This is a genomic window from Archangium violaceum (assembly GCF_016859125.1).
Lineage (GTDB): Bacteria > Myxococcota > Myxococcia > Myxococcales > Myxococcaceae > Archangium > Archangium violaceum_A.
The window spans coordinates 3,396,450-3,411,307 of sequence record NZ_CP069338.1; the positions used below are offsets into that span (position 1 = coordinate 3,396,450).

Below are 14,858 nucleotides of genomic sequence, written 5' to 3' on the forward strand. Positions count from 1 at the left end.
GAGCGGACCCGTGGCGGCGCACGCGGGGGGGGCGTACGCCGGGGCGGGTCCGGCTCGAAGACTTCGGGGACCTCGACTTCAGGGACCTCGACTTCAGGGACTTCAGAGGATGCGCACGCCCTCGCTCACGGGCTGATCCGGGGACAGGAGCACCGTCCCCCGATCAGGGCACACCGCGGCCAGCACGAGCACTTCGGAGGTGACTCCCGCCACGTTCTTGGGCGGGAAGTTGCAGACGGCCACCACCTGCCGCCCCACGAGCTGCTCGGGGCGGTAGTTGGCGGTGATCTGCGCGGAGGTGGTGCGCTGGCCGAGCGGCCCGAAGTCGATGACGAGCACGTAGGCGGGCTTGCGGGCCTTGGGGTTGAGCGACGCCGACACCACGCGCCCCACCCGGATGTCCACGCCGAGGAAGTGCTCGAAGGAGATGGGAGGGGCGGGAGTGGAGGCGGATGGCTCGCTCATGACTTCCCGACCACCTTGGCCTCGCCCAGGTGCCGGATGTCGCGGCACCAGGCCACGTTGCGCGCGTAGCGCACCTCGAAGCGCTCCAGGAACTTCTCCTGCTGCTCCGGGGGCACGAGCCGCTCGAGCATCCCGCAGGTGAGCGCGACGTGGTAGGGCTCGGCCGGGTCCTCTCCGCCCACGTGGATGCGGAAGTAGCTCAGCTCGTCCTTCTGGATGTCGGGGTGGGCGGCGGCGAGCGCGCCCCACAGCCCGCTGATCATCCGCTGGGCGTGCAGCTCGAAGGCGACCATCGTCGCGCACCGCTCGAGCGACGAGGCGTGCGCCAGGCCCTCGTAGAGGTCCGTGAGGTACTCCCGCGTCACCGGGGCGTAGCTGGGACGCGCGGTGCCGACCAGCCGCTCGATGTCGCGGCGCAGGTGGTTGGCGTGGAACGTCTTGCGCGTCTCCAGGATGCGCGGCAGCCCGGAGATGCCATGGCGGGTGAGGGTGAAGTGGCCACCCGTCTCGTCCCAGCACAGGTAGTTGCCTACGACGGAGGTGATCTCCACATCCTCCGGAACGTCATGGTCGTTCTGGATGGCGTCGAAGATGAGCTCCTTCTGCGCGCCGGCCTGCAGGTAGGGGAAGGCCTGGGACATGGCCAGGTAGTTCTGGAGCAGTGGCCGGAGGTGCTGCGACTCCACGCCCGCCTCGAAGGGGTGGGGCGAGTAGCGGCTGTCGATGATGTCATTGAGACGCTGGTAGGTGGAAGAGGTGACTCCAACCATATCCAGCGCCGCCGTCATGGGGGTCTGCTGCGTGAGCGACATGAGGCTTCTCCAGTTGTTCGATGGTCTCAACGCATGAACAGACGCTCGTTAATTCCGTCGGGATGGCGTTGCGCCACGTCATTGAGTTGGACGCGATGTGCCATGAGGTGTGTTCACTTGTCAAACAAGTTTTACTGTTTTGGCATTTTGCGCGAGTATTGCGGGTATTGAGCTGGAATGGAGTCCGGCGCTAGAGGAATACCCTGATGTGGAAACCCCGTAGGCCGGTGTTGGGTCTGTCTTTGCAGGGCCCGGGGAGTTCGCCAGGGGCAGACATTTTCAAACGGCCTGGAGCGAGGAGCGCCACATCAAGACGCCAGGTGTCCGCTTCGTGCTCAATCGCGAGCAAGGCGAGCTCCCGCTGCGCCTCGTGGGATGCACTCACCGCGTCATGCAATGGATTGCCTGAGCGGCCTTCACGCCCGGACAACCCGATGGTTTGTTTCAGGCTTGGAGCCTGGGCCCTCATCGTCTTCTTCCAGTTCGCGTGTGCCACGGGCGCTCCACACGGCGGCCTCCTCGAGGGCTATCGCCACGGCTCGCTCACGCCCCCATCGGCCCTCCCTGCGCGTGGGGCCGTCACGGCGGAGCCCGGCCTCGAGTCCGCCACTGCCTATGTCGTGGACTTCATGGAGCCCGGCACCGTCGCTACCCGGCCGGTGCCCATTCCCAGGGCCGAGTTCCAGCGGACCTTCCTGCGCCTCTCCCGCGACGTGCGGCTGGGCGCGAAGACGCCCCGGCGGGCCGCCCACGAGTTGCTGAGTCTCCTGGAAGGATCCCCGGACGCTCCCAGGGTGGCGGCCACGGGCGACTGGATGTTGGAGTCGTACCGCGGCGAGGGCCTCACCTTCATTCCCGAGCGCCAGGAGGGCCCGGTTGTCCTCACCCCCCGGGCTGAAGCAGCCCTCGAGGAGAGGTACCTCCGGTGGTGTGCGCACCAGGGCGGCGGTGACTGCCTGGGCCTGTTGGACGACGGGCCCTACCTGCGCACGGAGGATCGGCGCACGCTGGCCCTGGCGCTGGCCTTCGGCACCGTGCTCGACGAGACGCGCGCGGCCCTCGCGGGCGAGTTGCTGGACGCGCGGGCACTGGTGTCCCTGGTCGTCTGGACGGTGGCGCTCTACTGCATGATGTGGGTGGTGCCCGAGCCGATCACCAAGGCCCTGGCCGCGAGCCTGACCCTCCTCTTGATGGGCTACCTGGGGCTCGAGACGGTGTACGGGCTGATGGACGGCTGGGCCCGCATGGCCGACACGGCGCACCACGCCACCACCTTCGAGGAACTGCGCGCGGCGGGTGGGGAGTTCGGCAAGGTGCTGGGCGAGGACGCGGCGAGGGCCATGATTCTCGCCGTGGCGACTCTCAGCGGGCACACGCTCGGGCAGGTGCTGCCGCGGGTGAAGTCGCTTCCGCGATTCGACCTCGCGCGAGCGCGGTTCGAGGCGCAGGGCGGCGCCGCCGTCATGAAGCGAGTGGAGGCCGTGGAGACGGCGCTCGCGACGGAGGGCGCCCTGGTCAAGGCCGTGGCGGCGGTGGAGACGGTGGCCACTTCACCGCGGGGCCCGCTGGCGGTGGTGACGTTCAAGAAGGGTCGGGGCTCCGGGGTGGGAACGGCCCCTGGAGGCCGCTCCGCCGAAACCGTCATGCATCACCGGGGCGGCAACCGGCAGGTGCAACTCAGCGACGGCCAGCGCTGGCACCTGCCACGCGGCAAGTCGGCCGCAGACATTCCCGCCGCGGACAAGGTGGGGGACATGCTCCAGGAGGCCGTCACCCGGGCCGCGAAGGAGTGGGGGCCCCACAGACTCTCGAAAGAGGAGAAAGAGGCCATCAAGAAGGCTCTGGACAAGGGCGAATACTGGCTGGCGCGCCTGCTGGAACGTGAGGCCCGGGGGCGCTACGTGCAAGTGAAGGTGAAAGCGCAGTTCGATCACCTCTACGACTTCAGCCTGGGGAAGGGCGTCGACGTGGTTGACCCGGCAACGGGCACCCGGTACGAGATTCTCTCCGGAACGGCGTCGAATCTGGCGCGGCATGGTAGGCGCATGGCCGGCGAGTTCTTTCGGATGCTCACCTTCTGAAAGGGGTAGCCATGGATCGGCTCGGTAACGTCGTCTTCTCGGACCGGGAAATCACAAACGAGCGGCTGGAGCTGACGGACAACAAGGCGAACTACATCCTCGGCCCCAACCTGACACTGAAGAACTGTACCCTCGTGCTGAAGGTGTCCGCTCGGCACCTGAGCTTCAAGCTGCCCCACTTCATCGACTGCACCTTCGAGGTGAAGCAGGAGTTGAAGAACTACCAGAGCTGGGTGGCCGCGTCCCTGAAGGGCTGCCGCTTCAAGGGGCGGCTGCGGGGGTGCGACTTCGGCCACTGGCCTGATTACATGAGCCTGCCCTGGTATCAGCACGGCTCCATCGAGGACTGTGACTTCACCGAGGCCCGCCTGGATGCCTGCCGCATCATGGGCTCCGACCCCGCCACCCTCCGCTTTCCCAGGTGGCCCTGCTTCACCATCCTCGACCCCATTGGAAGAAGCCGTGAGCTCAACAGCGTCCAGTGGCCGGGCCGGTTTGGCCGCGTCATCATCGAGGACCTGCACACCGAACCGGTCCCGACCCGGGCGCTGACCTATCATGCCCCCTCGGTCGCCGAGCGCATGGAGACCACGGCGGAGGAGCTCCGGGCCGTCATCGAGAAGTTCGACTGCATCGTCTACTGACGGAGCCGGTGCGCCGCACTCCACGGGGCGGGGGAATGGCCCGAGTGCCCTCCCGCCCACACCCGCTCCGTTCAGCCCTGGGCGTTGGCTCTTCCTCCCCTCTCGGGAACACGGTCCTGGCTCGTCCGGTTGGTAGCCTCCAGACGCACTTCTGGAACTCCCTCGCGAAAGCAGGCCTCCCCGCATGTCCCTCCCCTCGCGCCTCCGCCTCCTCGTCGCGGCCCTCCTCGTCGCCTCCGCTCCCGCGCTCGCCAGGGGGCCCGCCGCCCCCGCATCGCCTCCCGCGAAGGCCGCCTCCCAGCCCCGTGACAGATCGAAGGCCGCCTCGCCCGCTCCCTACACGAGCGTCGAGGGCATCACCGAGTACCGGCTCGACAACGGGCTGCGCGTCCTCCTCTTCCCCGACCCCACCCGGCCCACCGTCACCGTCAACGTCACCTACTTCGTCGGCTCCCGCCACGAGGGCTATGGCGAGACGGGCATGGCCCACCTCCTCGAGCACCTCCTCTTCAAGGGCACCCCCACCCACAAGAACATCCCCCAGGAGCTCACCCAGCGCGGCGCCCGTCCCAATGGCACCACCTGGCTGGACCGGACCAACTACTACGAGACGCTCCCCGCCTCCGACGACAACCTGCGCTGGGCCCTCGCCTTCGAGGCGGACCGCATGGTCAACAGCTTCATCGCCAGGAAGGACCTCGACAGCGAGATGACCGTGGTGCGCAACGAATTGGAGCGCGGCGAGAACGATCCCTCGCGCATCCTCTTCCAGCGCGTCATGAGCGCCGCCTTCCTCTGGCACAACTACGGCAAGTCCACCATCGGCAGCCGCGCGGACCTCGAGCACGTGCCCATCGAGCGGCTCCAGGCCTTCTACCGCAAGTACTACCGGCCCGATAATGCCATGCTCGTCATCGCCGGCGCCTTCGAGCCCCAGAAGGCACTCGCCGAGGTCCAGAAGACCTTCGGCCGTCTGCGCAAGCCCGCCGAGCCCCTCCCCGTCACGTACACCGAGGAGCCCACCCAGGATGGCGAGCGCCACGTCACCCTGCGCCGCGTGGGCGACGTGAGCGCGCTCGCCGCCGTCTACCACGTGCCCCAGGGCGCCCACCCCGACTTCGCCGCCATCGACGTGCTCACGCACGTGCTGGGCAACGCCCCCTCCGGCCGCCTCTACAAGGCCCTCGTCGAGCCCAAGAAGGCCGCGAGCGCCCACGCCTACAACTTCCAGCTCCACGACCCCGGCGTGCTCGCCTTCTCCGCCGAGGTCCGCGAGGGCCAGCCGCTCGACGCCGCCCGCGAGGCCCTGCTCGAGACGGTCGAGCAGGCCGCGCGCACCCCCTTCACCCAGGACGAGGTGGACCGCGCGAAGACGGCGCTGCTCAAGTACATCGAGCTGATGCTCAATGACTCGGAGAGCGCCGCCATCCAGCTCTCCGAGTGGGCCGCCATCGGCGATTGGCGTCTGCTCTTCCTCCACCGGGATCGCATTGAAGCCGTCACCCCCGCCGACGTCACGCGCGTGGCCGGGCAGTACCTCAAGTCCTCCAATCGCACGCTCGGCCAGTTCCTCCCCACCGCGAAGCCGGACCGCGCGGAGATGCCCGCGAGCGTCGACGTGGCCTCCCTGCTCGAGGGCTACAAGGGCCGCGGCGAGGTGGTCCAGGGCGAGGCCTTCGACCCCTCCCCCGCCAACATCGAGAAGCGCGTGCGGCGCTCACAGGCGGCCGGGCTCAAGCTCGCGCTGCTGCCCAAGAAGACGCGCGGCGAGATGGTCAGCCTCACGCTCAACCTGCGCTGGGGCACCGAGAAGGCCGTGTGGAACAGGAGTGAAGCGGCCGACTACGCCGGGAGGATGCTCATGCGCGGCACGCGCAAGCACAGCCGCCAGGAATTGCGCGATGCCTTCGACAAGCTCAAGGCGCGCGTGGGCGTGGACGGCGGCGCCACCGGTGCCAGTGTGTCGCTCGAGGTGCCGCGGCGGAACCTCGCCGAGGTGATGAAGCTGGTGGCCGAGGTGCTGCGCGAGCCGGCCTTCGACCCGAAGGAGTTCGCGCTCCTGCGGGAGGAGCGGCTGGCCGCGCTGGAATCGCAGCGCAGCGAGCCCAACGCCCAGGGCCGCATCGCCTACTCGCGCGCGCTCTCGCCCTACCCCAAGGGGCACCCGTACTACGCGGACTCGCTGGAGGAGGCGATCCAGGGCGTGAAGGAGACGACCCTGGAGCAGGCGCGTGCCTTCTACCGCGACTTCTACGGGGCCTCGCAGGGCGAGCTCGCCGCCGTGGGTGACTTCGACGCGGAGGCGCTGAAGAAGCAGGTCGCCGAGCTCTTCGGGGACTGGAAGAGCCCCGCGCCGTACGCGCGCATCCCCGCGCAGCCGTACAAGACGGGCACGCAGGCGCTGGTGCTCGAGACGCCGGACAAGGCCAATGCGCTGTTCCTCGCGGGCCAGGGGCTGAGCCTGCGGGATGACAACCCGGACTACCCGGCGCTGGTGCTGGGCAACTTCCTGCTGGGCGGGGGCTTCCTCAACTCGCGCCTGGCCACGCGCGTGCGCCAGCAGGAGGGCCTGTCCTACGGGGTGAGCAGCTCGCTGTCCGCGGGGGCGATGGATCCGGTGGGCTCGTTCTCCACGTACGCCATCTACGCGCCGCAGAACGCGGGCAAGCTGGAGACGGCGGTGCGAGAGGAATTGGAGAAGGTGCAGAACAAGGGCTTCACCGCGGACGAGCTGGAGAAGGCGCGCGCGGGCCTCTTGGAGTACCGGCGGACGAACCGCTCGGACGACGGAGGGCTGGCGCGCACGCTGGCGGCGTACCTGTACTACGGGCGCACGCTGGACTTCGACGCGGCGTTCGAGAAGCGCATGAGCGCGCTCGGGCCGGACGACGTGCGCACGGCGCTCTCGAAGTACCTGGATTGGAAGAAGGTGACGGTGGTCAAGGCCGGCGACTTCGCGGGAGCGGAGAAGAAGGCCAGGGCCCCTGTGCCCACGCCGTAGTCATCTCCCCTCTCCCCCCGGGAGAGGGACGGGGTGAGGGTCGCGCGGACCACGGGTTCGCGACGGCGCTCACCCTGTGTCGTATGAGCTCACGGGGCATACCAGGCCCGCTGTGGGACGTCTGGGAACCGGTCTAGCGTCAGGCCATGGCCGTTCCCCCGCCTTCCAAGAGGCCTTGTCCTCCTGATGCTATTCTCCGGGTGTGCCACGCCAAACGTTCCGGCTGGCTATGGGGTCCAGGCCGCCGCCTGTGCAACGCCCAGCGCCCGTGGAGCCCGGTACGCGCGTGCGTGCCCCCTCTCATCCCGCGGCTCGTCTGCTGGACGTACCCGTGGCCATACTGGCCATTCTCCTGTGGCCGAGCGAGTTGGAGGGAGAGGTCCTCTCCGGAGTCCCGGTTCGTTTCTGGAGCGGGCGTGCGGCGCCACCCGAATCAGACCTGCGAAGACGCGGTGCTCGAGCACCTTCAGGCCGAGAAGAACCGGATAGGCAATGCCATGCCAGGGGCGAGCTGTAGCACGGCCAGTCACAGCGCCAAGCGGCTTGCCAGGATGCCCTGTTCCCAAATCCGGCAGCGCATTCAGGCACTGCGGAACTGCATCAACATCCGGCGGTTCATCCAGGACGAGTGTTTCGGAGGGGGGCCCGACATCCGACACCAAGAAGTCCTGGGCCAATATGAGAATGGGCTCGAGCAATGTCGGTCGCTCGAGACGGTGAACTGTGCACCCGGTCATCCCATGGCGGAACTGTGAGAGTCATGCCAATAGAGCTCTTCGCGGCCATCGAGGAGCACGACCTGGAGCGGTTGGCCACCCTTCTGGATGGAGGTGCCGGCCCGAATGCCGTCAAAGAGGAATGGCCCAGGTGGATGCCTCTGCATGCGGCTGTCGAGGAACTGGAGTATGGGGGCCCGGTCGACGCGCTCGTTCTGCTCCTCAGGCACGGTGCGCGTGTCGATGGATTGGGCGCTGACCGGAATGCGACACCATTGCGCATGGCCGTCTTCCGGCGGCTATCCGAGGCGGTGCGAATACTTCTCGCCTCTGGCGCGGATCCCAACTTCAGAGGCAGCGAGGGGGATTCGCCTCTACGCGCCTGCGTGGAGCAGGGAGAGCACGCGATGGCCTCCCTCCTCCTGCGCTGTGGCGCCACTCGGAGCATCAACGAGGCTGGTGGATTGGGTTGGATGACGGCCCTCGGGCTCGCGGCGAGTCGGCTCGACGTGCCCATGCTGGATCTCCTGCTCCAGGCGGGAGCGGATCCGGAGGTGCTCGACCTCGGCCGGCGGACCGCACGGGAACACCTGCCGCCGCGAACCTCCGAGAACCAGCCCGCCTGGGACGCGGCGGCGGCCCTGCTCGCGAGTCGTTCGCGCGGGGTGACGCGAGGGCCCTCTCCCTCTTCGTGTTTCCAGGGGGTCCGTGAGCACCTGCACAGGAATGCGCGGGTCATCGCGGCGTACTCCCGTTGTCAGGCGACAGGAATTTTTGACCCCCTTACGTCACTAAAACTGACCCCCTCCCAGGACCCGTTTTCCTACATCGAGATGCTACGTCGTTCTGCGTCCTTCGTCCGCCGGAGCTCGCCCTCGCTGCTTCTCGAGCGAGGGCGAGCGGAGGCGTCTTCCGAGGCTCATCGCTCGGATTCTGCACCTGCGCCGGTGGCCTGCGGCGTGCCTCGGCCCATCAGCCCGGCCTTCCTCTTCAGCCTCAACCGGTAGCTGTCGCCTTGGATGAGCAGCGTGTGGCTGTGGTGCAGCAGCCGGTCGAGGATGGCCGCGGCCAGCACGTCATCTCCGAAGACGCCGCCCCACTGGCCCACCATCTGATTGGTGGTCAGTAGCATGCTGCCCTTCTCGTAGCGACGCGCCACCAACTGGAAGAAGAGGTGGGCGCTGCGCTTCTCGAAGGGCAGGTAGCCCAGCTCGTCCACCACCAGCAGCTTCGGCTTGGCGAAGTAGTTGAGCTTGTCCTTGAGCGCCCCTTCGCTTTCGGCCTTGGCCAGCGCCGCCAGCAGCGCCGTGGCACTGGTGAAGAGTACCGGGTGCCCGGCCTCCACCACCGCCCGGCCCAGTCCAATGGCCAGGTGCGTCTTACCCACGCCCGGCGGGCCGAAGAGCAGGACGTTTTCCGCCTGGGCGATGAATCGCCCCGTGGCCAGTTCCCGCCCCAGCTTCTGGTCCACCGAGGGCTGCGCCTTGAAGTCGAAGTCCTCCAGCGTCTTCACCGTGGGGAAGTGCGCGATGGTGATTCCCATGCTCACCCGCTTGCGCTGCTTGGCTCCCACCTCCTCGCGCAGCAGCGCGTCGAGGAAGTCCAGGTACGTGGGCTCACCGCGCGCCGCCTCCGCCAGCATCGCGTCCAGCCGCTCGGCCAGGTGTCCCAGGCGCAGTCTCTCCAGGTGCTCGAGCACGCGCGCGTGCACCAGCTCGTGGCTCATACCGCACCTCGCTTCGCGCCCTGCTCCACCACGTCCGGTGGCCCCTGCTCCCAACTCTTGACTGGCAGCGCCACCCGGATGATTTCTCGGCTGCTCCGCTTCTCTTTCTCCACTGTCTGCGCGGAGCCCTGGCCCGTGCCGTGCTGCCTACACGTCACGGGCCTCCTTTTTCTCCGCGCCCACCCTGGGCCCTCGGAGCGGCACTCCCTGCCGCACGGGCCCCGCCCTCCTGGTACTGCGCACTACCTCACCCGTCATGCCTTGACCCGAACCTGCTGGGTGATGGGCCGCCCCACGCCCCCACGGCTCCTCCCATCATCCAGTCGGTCCAATTCCCGGCCGCTCTCCCCCATCTAAGCTGCGCGGTAACAGGTAGAAGAGTGCCCGGCAGGTGCCGAGCGCGCACTGCGCCATCCGCAGTGAGTCCACGCGTCCCCAGGCTTGAGACGCCTGGAAATTCGACTCGCTCACGGCCTCGTGCGAGCGTGCTCCTCCCGCATCGCGTCCCCGTGATTCGGCCTGAGGGTCCGGAGGTACCAGCTCCGGGCCCTCTTCTTTTTGGCGCCCTCGTCCCGGCCCTCTTCGCTACCTCCACCTACCTCTGCCCGCCAGTTTCAGGCCGCGACGCCCGGCTCGTCCAAATTCCCGCGCTTCTCGGTGATCATCGACAGACACTGGGCAACTTCGGGCTGCGCCGTATGGCGGCACACCTGCTCTTGGAGGTGGCCGCGGGTGGCGAGGTGGTGACGAGAGACGAGTTCCACGCGCGCATGCGCCGCTTCTCGCGGCTGCTGGTGCTTCGGCCGGACGGATACCTGGTGAGGGCCACGACGGGAGTAGCGGTCCAGAAGGCCGGTCAGGTCGTGCTCGCCGAGGACGGCACGCTCCGGGCCGGGCGCTTCGAGGTGGGACCGTTCTACGCCATCGAGGGAGGGCGCCTCTTCCCGGTGGACCAGGGGCTCGAGGTTCCCAAAGGCGCGCGTCCGGCGGGCCTCTACGAGCCCGACGACAACCCGGCGCTCGCGGTGGCCGATGGAGCGGTGCTCGCGGTGGTGGACATGGTGGAAGGCCTCTACCGGCTCGTCTTCTACACGGGCGAGACGCTTGAGGGGCTGGCGCAGTTCCCTGGCGCGGTGAGGCAGCTCTACGAGAACTCGCCGCAGCTTTGGGAGGAGTTCCGTCACAAGCCCTACGCGGAGAAGGTGCGAACCGTGTCGCGGCTTGCCACGGGCGCGGTGCTGACGGTGGGTACGGCCGGTGCTGGAACTGCGAAGGTGGCTGCCTGGAGCGGGAAGCTCGGGAGCCTCACGGTGCCCCTGCTGTCGCTTACGCGCGATGGGCTCCTGACGGTGCGGTTGGTCGCGGTGCCCGTGGGGCGCGTTGTCACCGCGGCGGCGCCAGCGTTGAGTGCCACCTACGTTCTGCACATGGCCCATACCGGCGCCCAGGGCGCGGGAGGCGGTAGTGGGTGGCCTCCGGTTGGCGGGCCCGGGCTGTGGATTGAGGACACCTCCAGCATGTCGGAGCAGGCCCGGGACTACCAAGCCCAGGTGACCGGAGCCCCGAAAGGGTGGGCATACAGGGTGACACGCGGGGACGACTTCGTGGACTTTGACGGATTCGACCCGAAGACGGGCACACTGCTCGAGGCCAAGGCGCGTGGGTACCAGAAGTGGTTCGACGAGGACCTCAACCCCACGCACGATTTCTACGAGGGCATAAGGGGCATGCTGAAGCAGGCCGGGCGTCAGTTTCGGATGGCTGCCGGGCGGCCAGTCCGTTGGCATGTCGCCGAGCCGCGGATGGTGTCCGTCCTTCGGAAGTATTTCGATGCCGAAGGCTTTCAGTCCATAGAGGTGGTTTACACTCAACCGGTGAAGTGAGGCCGCCAAGCATGAGCGAGAGGTACGGAATCAAAGCGTATTGGGGGCACCGCCCAGAGTCGGCTGAGGAGTGCGCGGGGCGGGCCGAGACATTCTTCCGCCTCCTTGGGGAGTGCCATCCCGACTTCGCCCGCTGGTATGAGCAGAGTAACTCCGCTCGTAAGGCCCTACAGCTCGGCTTTGAGCCCACCCGCGACACCTTTGTGAGGTTCTTCGGCCGTGAGAAGTACCAGCGTGGAGATGATGGTTTTGATTTCGGAGCATGGACCGGACACTTGGAACAGGGCCGGGGCGGAATGGTCATGCTCGCCTGTGGGTCGAAGGCGGAGTTTTCGCCGAACCGTCTCTGGATCTTCTTCCCCAAGGAGGCCCTGGGCCAGGAGCGCGTAGTCACGGAGCCTGTCGTCTCTGGTGCTATGCGTGCCGTTGCCGTGGCCTGGGAGCCTGAGTGGGCAGTGGCGACGGCGGACGGGCTTTGGGAGGAGCTCTCCGGCGGCAGTCAGCTCGGCTGCTTCGTGGGCTGGATGACGTACTTCTCGCGGGATCGGGGCGAGGTGCCTGTCCTCCCTCCGCCGGTGCGCGTTGAGCCCGTGGGCGAGACGGGCACCCTCGTCACCCTCACGCCCGAGCGCCTTACTCCAAGCAAACCGGAGCACGTGGCGCTCGCTTGGAGCGTGCAGAGGGCGCTTGAGGAGCGTGGGCTGTTCCGGTTGATGGTGCCGCCGGCTTCCAGGCGGAAGGCGTGAGGCGGCGCGCAGCCCCGGAAGAAACAGCTGGCCGCAGGAGGGACCCAACATGGATCGGATTGACCCGGATGACAGGAGGACCTGGCCCGCCGAGGTCGCCCAGTTCGTTCAACGGGCGGCAGCGACCTACAAAGGCAGGGTGCGGTACGACCATGAGATCATGCCCCGAGGCCGAGGAGAGGTTCCGGGGGCTGCTGCGAAGCTCCACCATTCGTGCGTACCACTGCACGCGCCTGCTCGAGCACGAGTTCGCCGGCATTCGCGCGGAGGGACTGAGAAGGCTCACGCCGGAGCTGGTGCTGCAGCGCATCGATAGATCGCTCAAGTCCAAGGTAATCACCCGAACGGAGTCCGCGCGATTCCGCAAGGGACACGCCTTCGCACTCGGGGAGGAGCTGGGCCGCGAGGGGAAGGTGTGCCTCTTCTCATGCCGGCAGATCATGGACGACGCCGAGGCCGTCGAGAACCTCCTCGGCATCTGGGGCGGCGAGGCCATCTACTCGCATGTGGGCTCCGAGTGGGAGAACCGGCTCAGGACACTCGGAAGGCCGGCGATTGTCGCGGTGGATGTGGACCTCACCCTGGCGTCCAAGGACGAGGAGGAGCACTACATCCAACCGGACGTGCTCGCCTTTTTCATCGAGGTTACCTCCCTGGTTCAGGGGGCTCCGGGAGGGGGTCGGTTTTAGTGTCGCCAGGGGGTCAATTTTGCTGTCGCTCTACACCCGTAGCCCCGGGGCGCGCGCGAGTAGGCCGTGCACTGGCTCGAATACCTCGATCTCCTCGGGCGTGGCGGGCGGATACGGGAAGTGCTTGCGGGAAATCTCTTCGAGCAAGCTGCTCATGGGGGGCCATCGTCAGTTGTCCGTGTAGGGCAAGTCGGGTATCGACGGCAGCCGTACCGCTCAACGCCCAGCGGCACGCTTCAACCAGAACTGGCGCCCCTTGCTCTTCACTGCCTCCTCCAAGAACTCCGAGAAGGAACTGGCAATCTGGCCGCATTGCCTCGGGTCCGGCCATGCTTCATGCCAGCCATCGACGAGGGGGTAACGTCCGTTCTCCTGGCGGCCCACATCCACCACCACGTAATCGCCGTCCTGAACGTAGCAGAGTGCATACACGGAGGCGGGACCCCACCGGTCATCGTCTTCGTCGTGGATGGCCACCCGCGCCCGGATGAGCTCGGACAAGGGGAGGATGCGGTAAGGGCAACCTGGCCGCTGCTTGAACAACTCCGCCCCGTTGCAATGCAGATAGAAGGCCCGCAGGTCCGGGTCCAGACGCCACCCCACCCTCCGCTCGAACGCCTCGAGCTCCTCGGGCGTGGCGGGTGGATACGGGAAGTGATCGCGGGAGACCTCTTCGAGCAGGCGGCTCATGGGTGTGGCCATCGTCAGTCGTCCGTGTAGGGCAGGTCGGGCCCCACCGTATTCCAGGGGGGTTGACCGCCGTAACAAGCGGGGTACGCCTTGGTGAAGACCTTATGCACACCCGGCTGCGCGGGAATGATGTTGTTGCGGTCCACCGGGTTGCCACCGTGCTTCAGGTCATGGACATGGTGCCCTGGCCAATTGTCCCCGTTTTCGATGGGCCACTGCCCGAACTTCTTTGACCAATCATCCCGGAACGAGGCTCTGAAGGCGTCCCATCTATCTCGCTGGGACTCGTTTTCTTCCTTCGACAACTCGGTGTAGTTGCAGCTGCAGTGATAGATGCCGTAGCGACTCCCAGCCTCAACGTCCATGGGCAAGAGGAAGAGGCAGCCACACCCCGCGAGGAGCACAAGTAGTACCACCCTCCAGCCCTGCTTCATGGGAATTCCCCGTGGTGATGGCCACCCCTGATGGGTTGCCTGCGAGTTCGCGCGTGTGTTGGAGCCAACTGTGGCTTCGGGCTCGCCGCGAGGGAGTCCGTAAGGGGAACAGGTTCCTCTTGAACTGCTGATTGCAGAGCGTGCAGGCCAGGAACAGGTTCGTCCATTCGTAGGCGAGCCAGTAATAACCGGGCCGACCGAGTGGCCCTCCTTCCTCCTGCCGCCACCCCGCCTTGGGACGGAAGTGCTCGACGTCTCCGTAGGAGATATGGGCGAGTTGCGATTCGCAGAAGGCGCACTTGCCTCTGGCTTCGTCTTTCTTCGTCAGTCGGGGCTTGGAGAGGAGCGCGGTCCGCGCCTTGAGGAAATCCTCGAGCTGCGGCGGCCGGGCCGTCTCCAATCCGAACAGGTCGCTCGTGAGGAGCTGGTCCACGCGCCAGCCGCGGATGGACTCCACATCGTTGTCGATGACAACATGGTCGCCCTCTCGCTTCAGGACCACGATGTTCGCATCCGTGGCGCTCTGGACGACGAGCGGACTGTGCGCGGTCACGATGAACTGGGTGTTGGGGAATCGCTCGGTCAGGTACCCGATGAGCTGGCGCTGCCACGTCGGATGCAGGTGGAGGTCGATTTCATCAACGAGCACTACCGCCGGTTCAGCTAGCGGGTTGGGGCTCTCGGGGTAGCGCTCGAACAGGCGGCTCGCGAGGTCCACCATCCAGGCGATGAGCGTCCGGTAGCCCAGGCTCAGGTTCCGCATCCCGACCCACCCGTAAGGTGTTTGTACCTCCACCCTGGCCATCGGGTTGTCCGCGTCGGGAGGTGCGAAGCGCAAGTCACTCACCTCCGGGAGCAGATCGAGCAGGAGTTGCTTGATGCGATCCCTCCGCTGGATGGCTTCGCCCTGCGCACCTCGTTCATGTGAGCCCTTGCTGGCAGCGTAATCGGCTTGCAAGAGCCACTCTTCC

General features: G+C 67.1%; 15 protein-coding genes. 7 read left to right on the forward strand and 8 right to left on the reverse strand.

Features of this window, described 5'->3' with window-relative positions:
• Positions 1 to 102: 102 nt before the first annotated feature.
• Entirely contained in the window at positions 103 to 465 is a 363-nt protein-coding gene (locus tag JQX13_RS14575) for a tRNA-binding protein (protein ID WP_203409621.1), read from the reverse strand.
• Complete coding sequence (locus tag JQX13_RS14580) at positions 462 to 1,277, reverse strand: hypothetical protein (RefSeq protein WP_203409622.1); 816 nt, start codon at positions 1,275 to 1,277, stop codon at positions 462 to 464. Before JQX13_RS14580 ends, JQX13_RS14575 begins: the two co-directional genes overlap by 4 nt.
• Before the next feature lie 434 nt (positions 1,278 to 1,711).
• Between JQX13_RS14580 and sitA5 the strand changes: the two genes are divergently transcribed.
• The 4 genes from sitA5 (at position 1,712) to JQX13_RS56280 (ending at position 8,726) form a co-directional block, all read left to right on the forward strand.
• Positions 1,712 to 3,358, forward strand: coding sequence for a SitA5 family polymorphic toxin (gene sitA5, locus JQX13_RS14585; RefSeq protein WP_203409623.1), 1,647 nt, complete (start codon positions 1,712 to 1,714; stop codon positions 3,356 to 3,358).
• Between the two features lie 11 nt (positions 3,359 to 3,369).
• Positions 3,370 to 4,002: a hypothetical protein gene (locus JQX13_RS14590; RefSeq protein ID WP_203409624.1), complete on the forward strand. Its 633-nt coding sequence runs from the start codon at positions 3,370 to 3,372 to the stop codon at positions 4,000 to 4,002.
• Between the two features lie 184 nt (positions 4,003 to 4,186).
• On the forward strand, positions 4,187 to 7,003 hold the full coding sequence (locus JQX13_RS14595; RefSeq protein WP_203409625.1) for a M16 family metallopeptidase: 2,817 nt from the start codon (positions 4,187 to 4,189) through the stop codon (positions 7,001 to 7,003).
• 760 nt (positions 7,004 to 7,763) lie between these two features.
• A complete protein-coding gene (locus JQX13_RS56280; RefSeq protein ID WP_203409627.1) occupies positions 7,764 to 8,726 on the forward strand; it encodes an ankyrin repeat domain-containing protein in 963 nt (320 codons plus the stop codon).
• On the opposite strand, the gene istB is transcribed toward JQX13_RS56280, so the two are convergent.
• Both istB and JQX13_RS14615 read right to left on the reverse strand, forming a co-directional pair.
• Positions 8,639 to 9,445, reverse strand: a complete 807-nt coding sequence (istB, locus tag JQX13_RS14610) for an IS21-like element helper ATPase IstB (RefSeq protein WP_203409628.1) — start codon at positions 9,443 to 9,445, stop codon at positions 8,639 to 8,641. The genes JQX13_RS56280 and istB overlap by 88 nt on opposite strands.
• Entirely contained in the window at positions 9,442 to 9,603 is a 162-nt protein-coding gene (locus JQX13_RS14615) for a hypothetical protein (protein WP_203409629.1), read from the reverse strand. The genes istB and JQX13_RS14615 overlap by 4 nt, the downstream gene beginning before the upstream one ends.
• A gap of 540 nt (positions 9,604 to 10,143) precedes the next feature.
• On the opposite strand from JQX13_RS14615, the gene JQX13_RS14620 reads away from it, so the two are divergent.
• The 3 genes from JQX13_RS14620 to JQX13_RS14630 all read left to right on the forward strand — a co-directional run bounded on the left by JQX13_RS14620 (position 10,144) and on the right by JQX13_RS14630 (position 12,763).
• On the forward strand, positions 10,144 to 11,328 hold the full coding sequence (locus tag JQX13_RS14620) for a Tox-REase-5 domain-containing protein (RefSeq protein WP_203409630.1): 1,185 nt from the start codon (positions 10,144 to 10,146) through the stop codon (positions 11,326 to 11,328).
• An 11-nt stretch (positions 11,329 to 11,339) separates the two neighbouring features.
• Positions 11,340 to 12,074, forward strand: coding sequence for an Imm52 family immunity protein (locus JQX13_RS14625; RefSeq protein WP_203409631.1), 735 nt, complete (start codon positions 11,340 to 11,342; stop codon positions 12,072 to 12,074).
• Between the two features lie 152 nt (positions 12,075 to 12,226).
• Positions 12,227 to 12,763, forward strand: coding sequence for a hypothetical protein (locus JQX13_RS14630; protein ID WP_203409632.1), 537 nt, complete (start codon positions 12,227 to 12,229; stop codon positions 12,761 to 12,763).
• 30 nt (positions 12,764 to 12,793) lie between these two features.
• On the opposite strand, the gene JQX13_RS56285 is transcribed toward JQX13_RS14630, so the two are convergent.
• The 4 genes from JQX13_RS56285 to JQX13_RS14645 all read right to left on the reverse strand — a co-directional run bounded on the left by JQX13_RS56285 (position 12,794) and on the right by JQX13_RS14645 (position 14,845).
• Positions 12,794 to 12,919, reverse strand: coding sequence for a hypothetical protein (locus JQX13_RS56285; RefSeq protein WP_430384175.1), 126 nt, complete (start codon positions 12,917 to 12,919; stop codon positions 12,794 to 12,796).
• 60 nt (positions 12,920 to 12,979) lie between these two features.
• Positions 12,980 to 13,465, reverse strand: coding sequence for an SMI1/KNR4 family protein (locus JQX13_RS14640; protein WP_203409633.1), 486 nt, complete (start codon positions 13,463 to 13,465; stop codon positions 12,980 to 12,982).
• 2 nt (positions 13,466 to 13,467) lie between these two features.
• On the reverse strand, positions 13,468 to 13,599 hold the full coding sequence (locus tag JQX13_RS55910) for a hypothetical protein (RefSeq protein WP_343211090.1): 132 nt from the start codon (positions 13,597 to 13,599) through the stop codon (positions 13,468 to 13,470).
• 208 nt (positions 13,600 to 13,807) lie between these two features.
• On the reverse strand, positions 13,808 to 14,845 hold the full coding sequence (locus tag JQX13_RS14645) for an AAA family ATPase (protein ID WP_203409634.1): 1,038 nt from the start codon (positions 14,843 to 14,845) through the stop codon (positions 13,808 to 13,810).
• Positions 14,846 to 14,858 lie beyond the last annotated feature (13 nt).